The organism is Shouchella shacheensis, assembly GCF_001484965.1.
GTDB lineage: Bacteria > Bacillota > Bacilli > Bacillales > Bacillaceae_D > Shouchella > Shouchella shacheensis.
In genome coordinates this window covers 1-14558 of record NZ_LLYY01000037.1, presented here as the reverse complement: position 1 = coordinate 14558, position 14558 = coordinate 1, and the positions used below count along the sequence as shown (strand labels likewise).

Sequence of the window (14558 nt, the reverse complement as noted above, 5' to 3'; positions counted from 1 at the left end):
AAGCAAAATGGATACGATCCCGATACGAGAAGGGGAAGAGCTGGACAAAAACCGGTTGCTTGCTTTTTTAAAAAAAGAGAGAACGCATCTGCCAGACGGGGAGCTTGAAGTCACACAATTTTCGGGGGGGCACTCCAACTTAACCTACCAGCTGAGGATAGGCGAGTGGGAAGCTGTTTTACGGAGGCCTCCTCTTGGCCCCGTTGCTCCTAAAGCTCACGATATGGGGCGTGAATACCAATTTTTAAAGGCGGTTCATCCTCTTTTCGATGTGGCTCCAGAGCCCCTGCTGTATTCCGATGATAAAGAAGTGGTCGGGGCCCCGTTTTGGGTGATGGAGCGAAAGCGTGGCCACGTGATTGATACGCATTTTCCAGACGGGATTCAGGTAACCGAATCGCTTTGTCACCAATTATCGCAAACGATGGTCGATCAATTGGTGAAGCTTCACTCAATTGATTACACGCAAACCGCGCTGACCGAGATGACAAAACCTGAAGGATTTATGGAGCGACAAGTCCATGGCTGGATTTCACGCTATGCGCGCGCCAAAACCGATGAGATCAAAGAAGCAGAACCGTTAATGAAGTGGCTCGTCGACCACTTGCCAAAAGAGGGAGAGGCGAGCATCATTCACTACGACTACAAAATGAATAATGCCATGTTTAACGACGACTTGAGCCAAATGGTCGGTTTGTTTGACTGGGAAATGGCGACGGTTGGTGATCCCCTTGCGGATCTTGGCGTAACGCTTAGTTACTGGATTCAAGCCGATGATCGAGAAATGTTAAAAACAGGACTTGGAAAAACACCTGTCACTACTCAACCTGGCTTTTTTAGTCGAGAGGAATTTATTCAGCAGTACAGCCAAAAAAGCGGGCGCGACGTCTCAAACATTCATTATTACGTAACGTTTGCCTACTTTAAGCTGGCCGTCATTATTCAGCAAATCTACTACCGCTACCGAAAAGGGCAGACGACGGACGCTCGCTTTGCCCATTTTGACCGCATGGTTCACGCGCTGTTTTTAACCGGTAGCGAAGAAATGCTGATGCGGAGGTGAACCTGTGAATATTCATGTTCTCATTCAAAAAGAAGCGGTCGATGAAGAGAAAGTACAAGAGGGAGATAAAGTCGCGGTGGTGCTGGATATCTTGCTTGCGACAACGACAATTACCTCCGCTCTTCACCACGGCGCGAAAGAGGTTCGAGCTGTTGCCAGTCCCGACGAAGGAAGAAAGGTAGCGGAAAGTTATGCGGAAGGAACGTACGTCCTTGCCGGCGAAGAGAAGGCGAGACCGATCGAAGGCTTCAGCTACCCGAGCCCAACGGAAATCGCCTCCGTGATAAAAGGAAAAACCTTGATTTTGTCCACGACCAACGGAACCGTTGCCTTGCGAAAAGTGGCGAAGGCGAAAAGCGTATACGTCGCTTCTCTTCTAAACATGCCCGCGGTTGCTAGGCAGTTGAAAAAGGAGCAACGCGAGGCGACCTTGCTGATTGTTTGCGCTGGCAATTCAGGCGAGCTGAGTTTGGAGGATTTCTACGGAGCGGGCTGTTTGATTCATCTATTAGCGGAAGTGACAGAGACGATGAACGACACCGCCAAAGCCGCCCACGAGCTGTATTTGCAAACAAAGGAGAGCGCTTACGATCTGTTAGCCTCAGCACATATAGGGCAATTTCTAACGAAACATGGGCTTTATGAGGACCTCGCCTTTTCCTCGAGGTTTGGCGTCATTGATGACGTGTATCAGCTGCACGAAGAGTGTGTAACGGTTTTAGAAAAGGAGAGGTAACGGATGGCACAGACAGACACACGGAGAGCGGGAGGGCTCTTTTTTACAGAGTCGCCCGAGCTAGGGCGTGTATTTACACCGGAAGCGTTTACCGAAGAACATCAGATGATCGCTGAAACGGCAAGACAATTTGTCCATCGTGATGTTCAGCCTTATCAGGAGAGCATTGAAAAGCAAGATTTCGAAAAAACCGTCTCCCTGCTGCAAAAAGCAGGAGGACTCGGACTTCTTGGACATAGCATCCCTGAAGCCTATGGGGGACTTGGGCTTGATAAGATTAGCAAAGCGGTCGTCGGCGAGGTGCTTGGCGGGACAGGAAGTTACGGGGTGGCCCACTCCAACCATACGTGCATTGCGACGCTTCCAATCACGTATTACGGAACGGCCGAGCAAAAAAGTGCCTATCTGCCAAAGCTTGCTTCAGGCGAATTTCTCGGTGCGTATTGTTTAACCGAGCCCAATGCCGGTTCGGATGCTTTGGCAGCCCAAACAACCGCGAAGTTATCCGCTGACAAGAAACATTACGTTTTAAATGGATCGAAAATTTACATTACAAACGCTGTCTTTGCCGATACGTTTATTGTCTACGCCAAAGTTGACGGCGAACATTTTACTGCGTTCATTGTTGAAAAAGACTACCCGCGTCTTTCCCTGGGGCCGGAAGAGAAAAAAATGGGGATCAAAGGGTCTTCAACGAGAACCGTGGTGATGGAAGACTGCCTCGTTCCCGTTGAAAACGTGTTAGGGGAAGTAGGCAGAGGGCATATCATTGCCTTTAACGTCTTAAATCTGGGGCGCTTTAATTTAGGCTCGGCCTGCATGGGCGGTGCCAAAGGGGGATTCGGTCGGACGCTTTCCTTTATCCAAGAGCGTAAGCAGTTTAAAACACGGATTGCCGATTTTTCCGCAACGAAAGAGAAGGTCGGACGGATGGCGGCACGATTGTATGCGGCGGAGTCGATTCAATACCGGGTGGCTGGACAGCTGGAGGAGGTACTTGGCGAGCTTTATGATGAACGTGATTTCCAAACAGTGAGCAAGGGCCTAGCCGAGTACGCGATTGAGTGTGCGATTTGCAAAGTGTTTGGTTCGGAGACGCTCGATGAAGTCGCGGATGAATCGCTGCAGCTTCATGGCGGCGCCGGATTCATTGAAGAATACGGCATGGAACGGATGTACCGTGATTCGCGGATCAACCGTATCTTTGAAGGGACGAATGAAATTAATCGTCTTTTGATTCCGACGCATTTATTCCGCAAGGCGGCGAAAAACGAAATTGACTTAAAGGCAGTGGCCGAAGACGCAGTTGCGGAGCTAGCGAACCCGGCAAGAAAGGAAGGACTCCTTTCCGAAGAACGGGCCGCGGTCGAAGTCATCAGAAAGCTTTTTTTGGCTTGCGCAGGTCTCGCTTACAAAGCGTACGGGACCAAGCTGAAAGGTGAGCAAGAGGTGCTCATACGACTTGCGGATTTGGCGATTGAACTCTTTGCGGTGGAGTCCGTGGTGCTACGTACCTACAAGGCCGCACTTGCTGACGGAGAAGAGGCCCATGCACTAAAACTAGACCTCACTCGTTCGTATCTGGAGAGGGCCATATGGAGAACCGAACAACTGGCTCGTTCGCTTGTTCTCGCAGTAGCGAACGAAGAAGAGAAACGCGCATTTTCCCAGGTAATCATCAGGGCATGCAGTGCGCCGCTCGCTTGGAGTGCCGGCTTTGAGAGAAACCGTTCGATTGCTGAAGCACAATACAAAGCCGAACGCTATCAATGTTAAGGAGAGTGGAAAATGAGATTTAATGATACGGTGGCCCTGATTACAGGTGCAGGAAGTGGCATTGGGGAAGAAACGGCGAAACGATTAGCAAGCGAGGGAGCAACAGTGATTCTTGTCGGCCGCACGAAGCAAAAGCTTGAGTCGGTAGCCGAAGCGATCCCCGGCGCTCACGTCATTCCAGCGGACGTCACGGTAAAAGCAGACGTGGCCCGGCTCGCAGACTATGTGGCAAACACGTTTGGCACATTGGATGTTCTCATCAACGGAGCCGGGGGTTCTAAAAGCTCCTTTATCATGGACACCAGCGAGGAAGACTGGGACGCCATGCAGAACGTCAATTTAAAAAGCGTGTTTCTCGTTTCGCAGCTACTTGGAGGAGTGATGAAAAAGCAAGCGGAGGGGGAGCAAGAGAAGCGAAAACGTTCGATTGTGAACATCACCTCCCTTTCCGGGCATCAAGCGGGTGCCCACATCCCCCACTATAGCTCGGCCAAAGCGGGAGCGATCAATTTTACGAAAGCGCTCGCCCTTGAACTTGCGCCTCACGGCATTCGCGTGAACTCTGTCTCCCCAGGGTTTATTGACACCCCATTGACAGAGGGGAGCTTACAAAATGAAAAATTCGCAAAAACGATTGAAAGAAACACCGCGCTTATGCGCGTTGGAGAGTCCGAAGAGATCGCCAATGTGGTTGCCTTTGTCGCATCAAATGAAGCTTCTTATATGACAGGGTCAGATGTGCTCGTCGATGGGGGATGGCTGATTAAATAACCTGCGGCGCAATCATCCAGATGAGACAGGCGAGAATTCCGACAGAAAGCGCAAAAAGAGCAGTGGACGTCAAAGACGCTGGTCGGCGTGCAGATATGAAATACGTACGCCAACCCCCGTTTGAATGTTCTACCACTCAGCGAGTGAAAGAAAGCTTGGGAGGAGGATTTCCTATGAACAAAAGGCATTACGAGGCATGGCCTCCCGGATTAACAAAGACGTTAACGATTCCTGAAACAACGGTCTACGATAATTTGCTTGTGGCTACGAAGCGATACCCAACAAAAACGGCGATTCATTACTACGGAAACGCTCTTACGTACGAAGAATTGCTCGAACAGGTCGAACATCTTGCCGGTTTTTTGCAAAGACGTCTGCACATCAAGGTTGGCGATCGCGTCCTTCTTTACATGCAAAATTCGCCGCAGTACGTGATCGCCACCTATGCGATTTTAAGAATCGGGGCGGTGGTTGTGCCAAGCAACCCGATGAACAAAGAAGCGGAACTGGAGTTTCACCTAAACGACTGTGAAGTGGAAGTGGCGATTGCCGGACAAGAGCTATACGAAAATCTCGCCTCTCTTCAAGGCAGAACAACACTTCGTGAGATCATCGTTACTTCATATGCAACGTATTTGCCGAAAGAAAGTGAAATTGTAGGTTTGCCAGACGAAGTCACAACGCCAGAGAAAGAGGACCTGGGAATTTCCTGGTCTCACGTGTTAAATGAGAAGGTGGAGCCGAGCACCTACGTTGGTTCAAACAAGGATCTTGCTGCGCTTCCTTATACTTCTGGCACCACTGGGCTTCCGAAGGGCTGCAAGCACACCCATCGCTCCTTCCAGGCGAATATGTTTGGAGCGGCCCATTGGATGAATGCCACAAGCGATTCTGTTCATTTAGCCACGTTGCCCTTTTTCCACGTCACTGGCATGCTTCATAGCATGCACTTGCCGCTACTGGTCGGTTCATCCATCGTGATCTTAACGAGATGGAACCGAACGCATGCGGCGGAAATGATCGAGCGCCATAAAATCACGAACTGGGTCAATATTAGCACGATGGTCGTCGACTTTCTTGGACATCCGCAGCTGCAAGAGTATGACCTGTCTTCGTTACAAAGAGTGGCTGGAGGGGGCGCTCCTCTTCCCGAAGCCGTCGGCGAAAAATTGTATACGTATCTTGGCTTGCGTTATATCGAAGCCTACGGACTGTCGGAGACGATTTCGCATACGCATTTCAATCCGCCTGATGCTCCAAAACTGCAATGCTTGGGCGTTCCCTCCTTTGACGTGGACGCGCGCGTGGTGGACCCGACCTCGCTTAAGGAGCTAGGCACGGACGAAGTCGGTGAAATTGTCATTAACGGGCCACAGCTTTTTGAAGGGTATTACCATCGACCAGAAGAAACAGCAAAGGCGTTTATAGAACTCAATGGGAAACGTTTCTTTCGAACAGGAGACATGGCAAAATTCGACGAAGAAGGCTATTTCTTTATGGTTGATCGGGTCAAGCGAATGATTAACGCTTCCGGCTATAAAGTCTGGCCATCCGAAGTCGAATCCTTGCTCTACAAACATCCAGCCATCGAGCAGGCCTGTGTTATTGGCGTCCCCGATCCTGTGCGCGGGGAGTCGGTGAAGGCGTTAGTGATCCTGCATTCTGATTCCGTAGGCACGGTGACAGAAAATGAGATCATTGAGTGGTCCAAAGAGGAAATGGCGGCCTACAAGTACCCGCGCGCCATTGAATTTCGCACATCGTTTCCAACTACCGCCAGCGGAAAGATCTTATGGAGGCAATTGCAGGAGGAAGCGGCTAGAGAGCAAGTGAAGTAACAAGGAGAGTTTCAATATAAAAAAAATGGAGGAATCGCTATGTCCAATCGAGATGCAGTCATTGTATCTGCAGTGAGAACACCTATTGGCAAACAAGGGGGAGCTCTATCGAATCTTCAGGCCCATGAATACGGAGCCGCTGTTTTAAAGGAAGCGATCCAAAGAGCCTCCGTCCAAGCAGAGGAAATTGATGATGTGATCATGGGAAACGTGTTAAGTGGGGGTGGCAATATTGCCCGTTTAACGGCGCTGCAAACGGGACTGTCACTTGATATTCCCGGCTTAACGGTGGACCGCCAGTGTGGCTCGGGCATCAATGCGATCAATTTAGCCGCTCAAGCGATTAAAGCCGGAGACGGAGACGTTTTCGTTGCCGGCGGGGTTGAAAGCATGAGCCGCGCGCCTTATTTAATGGACCGGCCCACAAAGGCGTATAGCCCGATGCCTCCTGCTTTCCGTTCTTCACGGCTCTCCCCAAAAGAAATCGGCGATCCGCCAATGGGCATTACCGCAGAGAATCTCGTGAAAAAATATGGGATCTCACGAGAAAAGCAGGATGACTATTCGCTTCGAAGCCAGCAGCGAATGGGCTCTGCCATGGAAGCAGGCTACTTTGACGAACAAATTGTCCCGATTGAGGTTCCGCAAAGACGAGGAGAAGCGATTTCGTTTCACAAAGATGAGCATCCGCGACCGTCCACAACACGTGAAGCGTTAGCAAAGCTGCCTCCTGCGTTTCTAGAAGGCGGCACGGTAACCGCGGGGAGCAGTTCCGGCTTGAATGATGCGGCAAGCGCTGTGGTTGTGATGTCCAGAGAGAAGGCGAAAGAACATGGCTTAGTACCGCTGGCAGTGATTCGCGGCTATGCTGTGAGCGGGGTCGACCCGAACATTATGGGCATTGGACCTGTCCCTGCCACTCGAAAACTACTGGAACGCACAGGGGTAACCCTAAACGAAATTGACCTCATCGAACTGAATGAAGCGTTCGCCGGCCAGGTGATTGCCTGCGACCGAGAACTGGAGTTTGACCCTGAGAAATTAAATGTAAATGGTGGCGCGATCGCTCACGGACACCCGCTAGGCGCAACAGGCGCGATCTTAATGACAAAAGCCATTTATGAATTGCGCAGAAGGAACCAATCCACAGCTTTAATTACTGCTTGTATTGGAGGCGGGCAAGGGATCGCGACATTGATTGAACGTGAGGGCTAACGGAGGAGCGAAGCGAGATTCATCAACGAAGGAGGCACTCCTTGCAAAATTCCACATGCAAAGGCGTCTAATGGAAGGAGAGGGAGCTATACGCCCTCTCTTCAGAAAGATCTGCGAAGGAGAAGGCAGAAAATAAAGAAGAACCTCTACAGCCTTGCCTCAATGAGTAAAAATGAGGCAAGGCTGTTTGCTTTTATACGCGTAAGTCCTCCTCTCTCACTTGTCCTTTCAAAACAAGGTAAGCTATACTGAGAGCACACTTACGCTTACATAACGGGAGTGGTCGATCTCGTGAAACTGAAGGTTAATTTTCAGCGTTGGTCGAGGGGATGTTCCTCGGCAACTAGTGAGGAGGGAATTTATTTGTTAAGTGAAAGTCCGCTTGCTTGAAAAGGAGTCGTAACAAAAGCCAATTTTTTCAAAAAGTGATCTAATCCTCGTTTTTGTTCGTTTACTTTATAATCATAGCTGAAAAAAGGAGTACACCAATGCCACCTAAAGATGAAGAATTATACCAGCGCATTCTGAATCAGAATCGGCAGGCGCTGGAACAATTATACGAGCGCTATGAGAAGATTTTGTTTTCCTTTATTTTCCGATTTACGAAAGACAAGGGACTGGCCGAAGAAGTAATGCAAGATGTGTTTATCAAGCTTTGGAAGGGCCAGACTTCTTATGATCCGAGTCGAGGGAAGTTTTCCTCCTGGCTGTTAACCATCGCCAGGAATAAAGCGATCGATGCGATCCGTAAGGCTAAACGAACGGAGACCGCACCGCTTTATGAACAGGATACAGACCGGGTGGATACGGAGACGGTTGAGGGAACCATCGAGCAGAAGGAAGAACAAGACACCGTTCGCACAGCGGTGCGCGAACTTCCAGCAGAGCAGCAGTATGTGGTGAAGCTATTTTACTTTGAAGGTCAGTCGCAAACGAAAATTGCCCAGCAGAGTGACCTCCCACTTGGGACCGTGAAAGGAAGGTTGAGGCTAGCGTTGAAACGACTGAGAAAACAGCTAGGTTCACTAGATGGAAGAGGCGATGTACATGAGTAAAGACAACCAATGTGAACGCTTGTTTGATTATTTTAATGATGAGCTCTCGCCGCGCGATCAAGAAGCTTTTGAAAACCATTTGCTTGACTGCGAAGAATGTCAGGAGCAATTGGCAGAGCTTTATTTGCTAAATGAAGACATTTCAGCCCATACAGCGGACATCGAGCCTCCAGAAAACATGAAAGAGCGCGTTCTTGGGGCTGTGTTTGCAGAGGAAGAGAGTACAAATGGGGACGAGGGTGAAACTAACAAGGTCGTTCCAATGACACCGGGGCGAAAGCGTCGTGTATGGCCGATGGTGGCAGCGGCAGCACTGCTCTTTTCTGTAGGCGCCAATGTCTTGTTCCAGATGCAAATGAGTGGGCTGCAAAACGATGTGGCAGAGCTTGAGGAGCAAAACAATGATTTGCTGGCGCAAATTCCGGCAGATGAGCCAGCCAGTGAAGGAAGCGAGTTTGGCGCTATTGTCAATGCGGTACAGTTAAACGATGCGGAAGAAAACAGTGTCGGACAATTATCGATTGTCGAAGGGGATGAAGGGCAGCTACAGCTTGTGATTCAAGCGGAACTACCAGAGCTTGAAGGGTCCAATGTCTACCAGGTTTGGGGATTTGAAGGGGAAACGCCCTACCCTTCTGGTTCCTTTGTTACCAATGAAAAAGGGCAAGGAGCTCTTGTTTTTGATTTAGAGGAGGGCGTTGAATTCTTGAACGAGGCGGTGGCGATTTCCATTGAAGAACAGCCGAACAACGAAGCGCCAAGCGAAGACATTGTCGTACCGCCTACAGAACTATAGAGCCATTAGAAGCACTCGCGCGTTTTGCGCGGGTGTTTGTTTTTCTTTATCCTTAAGGACACGAAACTGTTGAAACGTGGAGGGGTTGAAAGTGAACAAATGGCTAGTGTTACTTGTACACCATTGTTGGAAACCTAAAGCTGATTCGATTCGCTGTTTTTGAGCGAACTTTTCCGGTATACTGTGATGTAAGGTTTTCATGCTTCTCGTTCCGCGGTGAGATGAACGTTACTAGGAGCCAGTGCTACAGAGAGAAATGAGGGTTTAGTAAATGAAGAATACCGAGCAGCCCAAAGCCGTGCTCGTCCTTTTTGGTTCAACCGGAGACTTAGCCAAGCGCAAACTGTTTCCATCTATCTATAACTTGTACCAAAAAAGAAACCTATCTGAGCAGTTTGCCGTTGTAGGGTTAGGGCGTAGAGAGTGGACAGATGACATATTGCAAGAGCATGTACGTGCTTCGATTCATGAAGAGGTGAACGATGCTACAGCAGACATTGAAACGTTTGTTTCTCATTTTACATACATGCCGTTTGACGTGACCAACAAGGAGTCTTACACCCGTCTTAAAAATAAATTAGCAGGACTTGATGACGAGTATCATATCCCGGGAAATCGAATTTTCTATATGGCGATGGCTCCAGAGTTTTTCGGGACCATTGCAGAGTCGCTGAAATCAGAAGGGGTCACCAATACGAAGGGCTGGTCACGGCTTGTAATTGAAAAGCCATTTGGTCATGATTTGTCTTCAGCGAAAAAGCTGAACGGTGAGATTCGTCAGGCGTTTGCAGAGGATGAAATTTACCGCATTGATCACTACTTAGGGAAAGAAATGGTTCAAAACATCCAAGTGATTCGCTTTGCAAATGCCATGTTTGAGCCTCTCTGGAACAACCGCAACATTTCAAACATCCAGGTTACCTCCAGTGAGAAGTTGGGAGTCGAAGGTCGCGGGGGGTATTATGAAAAGTCGGGCGCACTCAGAGACATGGTGCAAAACCATATGCTACAAATGGTCTCGTTGCTCGCCATGGACATTCCGCTGCGATTAACAACAGATGACATTCGCGCAGAAAAAATTAAAGTCTTGCGTGCGCTGCGTTCAGTAGAAGGAGAGCGTGCGAGCACTGACGCGGTTCGAGCCCAATATGGCAAAGGCCAATTGGACGGGAAGGAAGTGCCAGGCTATTTAAGTGAAGAGAACGTCGACCCTCACTCCAAAACGGAAACGTACGTTGCCGCAAAACTAATGATTGATAATCACACTTGGGCCGGTGTCCCGTTTTTTATCCGCACAGGAAAACGAATGGGCGTGAAATCAACGAAGATTGTGGTCCAGTTCAAAGAGCTCCCTCTAAATTTATATGCGAAGGAAGGGGCCACAAGTGGTCCAAACCTACTGATTATCCATATCCAGCCAGATGAGGGAATAACGATCGTTCTTAACGGCAAGAAAATTGGCTCCGCTGAGACGACGCCCGTTGACCTTGAATACCGTCACGGCACAACCGATCGTGTCAACACCCCTGAGGCGTACGAACGCTTGCTTTATGACTGCATGGTCGGGGACGCGACAAACTTTGCGCACTGGGATGAAGTCAGTCTTTCTTGGGCTTTCGTTGATGCGCTCTCGGAAGCGTGGGAACATAGCGACAAACCACTGGCAAGCTACGAATCCGGCTCTATGGGTCCAAGGGAAGCCGATCAGCTTCTGGACAAGGACGGCTTTCACTGGTGGCCCGTAGAAGACGTTTAACATCAACCCAGTTCAGGAAATCCTCCCGAGCTGGGTTGATGTTGTTCAGAATCATCGATCCCCTGAAATCGACGGCAAGAACGAAGCGATTAGGTACGCTAGAGAAGGAACTGTATGATGAAGCACTAGCCCACAAAGCCCAATAACTAAAACAGGTAGTGCAGTCCAGCTGCGGTGGGTAGAAGCTCGAGATTTTTTCAGTCCTGACACGAGATCCAAAACCGGGGTTTCTTTTTCCAAAACTCTCACTTCTGACCAACCCACTTTCGCCTTTCTACCAAAAAAAGCGCTCAAATTTGAGCGCTCTCTACACGTCCTCTGTTAATCCTCCAGCCAATTGGTATGGAAGATTCCTTCTTTATCTATGCGCTTATAGGTATGTGCTCCAAAGTAGTCACGCTGTGCTTGTAGCAAATTCGCCGGCAAGCGTTCGCTGCGGTAGCTATCGTAGTAGGAAAGTGCACTTGCGAACCCTGGTACCGCAAGGCCACGCTGCATGGCAACGCCAAGAACATCCCGCAAGGATTGCTGGTATTTATCCGCAATCTCTTTGAAATATGGATCCAGTAGCAAGTTGTCCAAGTCCGCTTCACGCGCATAGGCATCGGTAATGTTCTGCAAGAAGGCGGCGCGGATAATGCAGCCTCCGCGAAAGATTTTCGCAATCTCTCCGTACTGCAAGTCCCAGCTGTATTCTTCGGAGGCTGCCTTTAGTTGAGCAAACCCTTGCGCATAGGAAAGCACCTTGCTAAAGTACAACGCCTGGCGAATGCTCTCTATGAGTTCTTTCTTGTCGCCGTCAAAGGTAGCAGCTTTAGGTCCGGGTAAAAGCTGGCTTGCACGTGTGCGCTCTTCCTTCATCGCCGAAAGAAAACGGGCGAACACCGACTCGGTCACCACCGGGAGAGGCACGCCTAGGTCAAGCGAGCTTTTGCTTGTCCATTTGCCTGTGCCTTTTTGAGCGGCCGAATCGAGAATCACATCAACCAAAGGCGTTCCTGTTTCTTCATCTTTTTTCGTGAAAATATCGGCCGTAATTTCAATCAGATAGCTGTCCAGCTCTCCTTCATTCCAATCGGCAAAAACGCGATGCAGTTCCTCAGCCTCCAAGCCTAATACCTCTTTTAATAGAAGATACGCTTCACAAATGAGCTGCATGTCCCCGTATTCAATCCCGTTGTGGACCATTTTCACATAGTGGCCGGCTCCATCTGGCCCAATGTATGTCGTACACGCGTCAACGCCAACTTTGGCGGCAATCTTTTCAAAAAGCGGACGAACGAGCTCGTAGGCTTCCTTTTGACCTCCGGGCATAATGGACGGCCCTTTGAGCGCGCCTTCTTCTCCTCCAGACACCCCGGTTCCAATAAAATGAATTCCGTGAGGTTCAACAAGCTTGGACCTGCGAATTGTATCCGTGTAGTACGTGTTTCCGCCGTCAATGAGGACGTCTTTCTCATCAAGCAGCGGAAGTAGAGAATCAATGACGCTATCGGTGACTTGTCCTGCTTGAACCATGAGCATAATCTTGCGCGGCTTTTCAAGCGAAGCCACAAACGCTTCCAATGAATATGTACCGACGAGGCGCCTGTGTTTTTCCAGATCCAAAATTTGATTGATGCGTTCTTCAGAAACGTCGTAGAGAGAAACGGAGTAGCCTTTATCCTCGAAGTTCAAGGCGAGGCTACGTCCCATCACGCCAACACCGACAACTCCAATATGTTGTTTGGTCATTCTGTTCTTCCTTTCCTTGTTGAAGCGCTTAGATTTACGATCAAAAAGAACATATCATATGGAAGCGTTACACAGCAAGTTGCAAGAAAGCAGGCTCTAAGCGACTTTTCCAAGGAAAAACAACTTAGAGCTCCGCTTACTTTTTGGCCAGAAAGAGCCCATGACCGATCTTATCTTTGTACTTGACGGAGAGCTGCTGATGCTGATTCATTATAGCGAGATGGCTCGGCGGAATGATCTCTGAAGGGGTCATGTCGCCTCCCTTATCTTCGAGGTCTTGCTGAAGCTCAGCGGCACTCATGGAGGAATCGAGCGTCACCTCTTGGAAACGAGACGCTTGAAGCACCTTGACCCATTCCGTATCTCCCAGGAGTCGAGAGAATCCATACGCCTGGCGAAGCTCCTGCTCCTCTGAAGGACGTAGTGGCGTCCAGGCCATGATTTCATTCATGCAGAGAATTCCTCCTGGTTTTAAAACACGCCAGTATTCATTTAGACTCTTCTCTATACTTGTAAAAGACGTCACCGATTCGGACAGCAAGAGGTGAAAGCAATCATCCTCGTACGGAAGGTTTTCTGCACGAGCCTCAAGCAAAGCGATGTCCAAGTTTTCCTTCTCAAACCGAGCCTTCGCCTTATCAAGCATGACAGGATGAAGATCACACGCATCGACCTTGCAAGCAAACTGTTTTTTTACATAGGCGGCCGTTTGCCCGGTGCCACAGCCACAATCCAGCACACGAGAATTCGAATGTAGATGGAGGGAGTGAAGCAACGTTTTGCTTTTTATAAACCCTCCAGGATGAGCACTTCCAATGCCGTATTGAGCAATCATATCAGTATAAGACATCGTGAATTCCTCCTTGTTTAAGACCCTCTACTAACGTATGCGAGTGCCTTTAACCTGTGCTATATGACGATTTGATTGCAGATGTGACATCGAAAAATGCAAAATAACGCCTTATATTGACGAAAGAAGCGGATAAATCCAATTAATATCCATTATATAGCAATAACAAGCGATAAATGTAGATAAAATACGCAAATCATGTGTAAATATGTGATTTAACCTCAATGTTGCTAGACCAAACCCGCACTATATTGCGTATTGATAACGATTGTTACAATTTGATTGCAAACAATTTAAGAAGTGCTAGATTCAATTGCTAGATTCCCATGGTACTGGTAGTATCCTAATCAGTGAGAAACTTAAAGGAGGCAATACATTGAAACGAAACGTACCATTTAAAGTGTTCCGTAACATCGGACTTCCAGTTGTGGCGGCAGGTGCTGTGCTTTTTACTGCACCAACATTCTCAGAAGCGGCTGCCAATCCTCTATATAAAGGCGATAACGGAGAAAAGGTTGAGCACCTACAGGAGCTGCTTGCTCAGCAAGGATACTTAAAGACAGATAAAGTCACAGGCACATACAAAGGCTCTACTAAAGAAGCGGTCACCACTTATCAACAAAAACATGACCTTGCAGTCGATGGAATTGCCGGTGTGCAAACGGTCGGAGCGTTAACAGAGCTTTCCTACGGAGATGAAGGAGCGCTTGTCAAAGATCTCCAGAAACAGTTGAATGATCTTCAATTTTACAAGGGTGAACTAGACGGAGCGTTTGGCCCTCTTACAGATGAAGCGGTTCGCAACTTTCAAGCAAGTGTCGGGATTGCCGTAGACGGCTATGCCGGACCAGAAACCTATCGCGAGCTTTACTATCGCCAACCAGCACAAGCCCCTGTAACAGAAGAACAACCAAAGCAGGAGCAAGCTGAGCAGGAACAAGCTGCTCAAGAGCAAGCTGAGCAGGAAC

The 14558-nt window shown here is 48.9% G+C and carries 12 protein-coding genes; 10 read left to right on the top strand and 2 right to left on the bottom strand.

Features of this window, described 5'->3' with window-relative positions:
- Window positions 1-7 precede the first annotated feature (7 nt).
- The 9 genes from AVZ68_RS17615 (at window position 8) to zwf (ending at window position 11006) form a co-directional block, all read left to right on the top strand.
- A complete protein-coding gene (locus tag AVZ68_RS17615; protein WP_059105897.1) occupies window positions 8-1063 on the top strand; it encodes a phosphotransferase family protein in 1056 nt (351 codons plus the stop codon).
- Between the two features lie 4 nt (window positions 1064-1067).
- Complete coding sequence (locus AVZ68_RS17610; RefSeq protein WP_059105896.1) at window positions 1068-1799, top strand: 2-phosphosulfolactate phosphatase; 732 nt, start codon at window positions 1068-1070, stop codon at window positions 1797-1799.
- A 3-nt stretch (window positions 1800-1802) separates the two neighbouring features.
- Window positions 1803-3575 (top strand): acyl-CoA dehydrogenase FadE, encoded by a 1773-nt coding sequence (locus AVZ68_RS17605; protein ID WP_059105895.1) that lies wholly within the window; start codon window positions 1803-1805, stop codon window positions 3573-3575.
- A gap of 12 nt (window positions 3576-3587) precedes the next feature.
- Window positions 3588-4346: an SDR family NAD(P)-dependent oxidoreductase gene (locus tag AVZ68_RS17600; RefSeq protein WP_059105894.1), complete on the top strand. Its 759-nt coding sequence runs from the start codon at window positions 3588-3590 to the stop codon at window positions 4344-4346.
- 173 nt (window positions 4347-4519) lie between these two features.
- Window positions 4520-6184, top strand: coding sequence for a long-chain-fatty-acid--CoA ligase (locus AVZ68_RS17595; protein WP_059105893.1), 1665 nt, complete (start codon window positions 4520-4522; stop codon window positions 6182-6184).
- Window positions 6185-6223: 39 nt separating this feature from the next.
- A complete protein-coding gene (locus tag AVZ68_RS17590) occupies window positions 6224-7399 on the top strand; it encodes a thiolase family protein (RefSeq protein ID WP_059105892.1) in 1176 nt (391 codons plus the stop codon).
- A 488-nt stretch (window positions 7400-7887) separates the two neighbouring features.
- The gene (locus AVZ68_RS17585) at window positions 7888-8454 is read left to right on the top strand and encodes an RNA polymerase sigma factor (RefSeq protein ID WP_059105891.1); all 567 of its coding nucleotides are present in this window, start codon (window positions 7888-7890) and stop codon (window positions 8452-8454) included.
- Window positions 8447-9250, top strand: coding sequence for an anti-sigma factor (locus AVZ68_RS17580; protein ID WP_059105890.1), 804 nt, complete (start codon window positions 8447-8449; stop codon window positions 9248-9250). Before AVZ68_RS17585 ends, AVZ68_RS17580 begins: the two co-directional genes overlap by 8 nt.
- 271 nt (window positions 9251-9521) lie before the next feature.
- A complete protein-coding gene (gene zwf, locus AVZ68_RS17575) occupies window positions 9522-11006 on the top strand; it encodes a glucose-6-phosphate dehydrogenase (RefSeq protein WP_059105889.1) in 1485 nt (494 codons plus the stop codon).
- A gap of 321 nt (window positions 11007-11327) precedes the next feature.
- On the opposite strand, the gene gnd is transcribed toward zwf, so the two are convergent.
- Together gnd and AVZ68_RS17565 are read right to left on the bottom strand one after the other, a co-directional pair.
- On the bottom strand, window positions 11328-12740 hold the full coding sequence (gene gnd / locus AVZ68_RS17570) for an NADP-dependent phosphogluconate dehydrogenase (protein WP_059105888.1): 1413 nt from the start codon (window positions 12738-12740) through the stop codon (window positions 11328-11330).
- A gap of 136 nt (window positions 12741-12876) precedes the next feature.
- Window positions 12877-13590 carry a class I SAM-dependent methyltransferase gene (locus tag AVZ68_RS17565; RefSeq protein WP_059105887.1) on the bottom strand — a complete coding sequence of 238 codons (714 nt, stop codon included), beginning with the start codon at window positions 13588-13590 and terminating at the stop codon, window positions 12877-12879.
- Window positions 13591-13966: 376 nt separating this feature from the next.
- Here AVZ68_RS17565 and AVZ68_RS17560 point away from each other — a divergent pair.
- A partial coding sequence (locus tag AVZ68_RS17560; protein WP_180316727.1) for a peptidoglycan-binding domain-containing protein occupies window positions 13967-14558 on the top strand: 592 nt, incomplete at its 3' end.

Coding starts and splice junctions, on each gene's coding strand:
- AVZ68_RS17615 (WP_059105897.1), top strand. CDS start 8: ATGGATACGATCCCGATACGAGAAGGGGAAGAGCTGGACAAAAACCGG.
- AVZ68_RS17605 (WP_059105895.1), top strand. CDS start 1,803: ATGGCACAGACAGACACACGGAGAGCGGGAGGGCTCTTTTTTACAGAG.
- AVZ68_RS17600 (WP_059105894.1), top strand. CDS start 3,588: ATGAGATTTAATGATACGGTGGCCCTGATTACAGGTGCAGGAAGTGGC.
- AVZ68_RS17595 (WP_059105893.1), top strand. CDS start 4,520: ATGAACAAAAGGCATTACGAGGCATGGCCTCCCGGATTAACAAAGACG.
- AVZ68_RS17590 (WP_059105892.1), top strand. CDS start 6,224: ATGTCCAATCGAGATGCAGTCATTGTATCTGCAGTGAGAACACCTATT.
- AVZ68_RS17585 (WP_059105891.1), top strand. CDS start 7,888: ATGCCACCTAAAGATGAAGAATTATACCAGCGCATTCTGAATCAGAAT.
- AVZ68_RS17580 (WP_059105890.1), top strand. CDS start 8,447: ATGAGTAAAGACAACCAATGTGAACGCTTGTTTGATTATTTTAATGAT.
- zwf (WP_059105889.1), top strand. CDS start 9,522: ATGAAGAATACCGAGCAGCCCAAAGCCGTGCTCGTCCTTTTTGGTTCA.
- gnd (WP_059105888.1), bottom strand. CDS start 12,740: ATGACCAAACAACATATTGGAGTTGTCGGTGTTGGCGTGATGGGACGT.
- AVZ68_RS17565 (WP_059105887.1), bottom strand. CDS start 13,590: ATGTCTTATACTGATATGATTGCTCAATACGGCATTGGAAGTGCTCAT.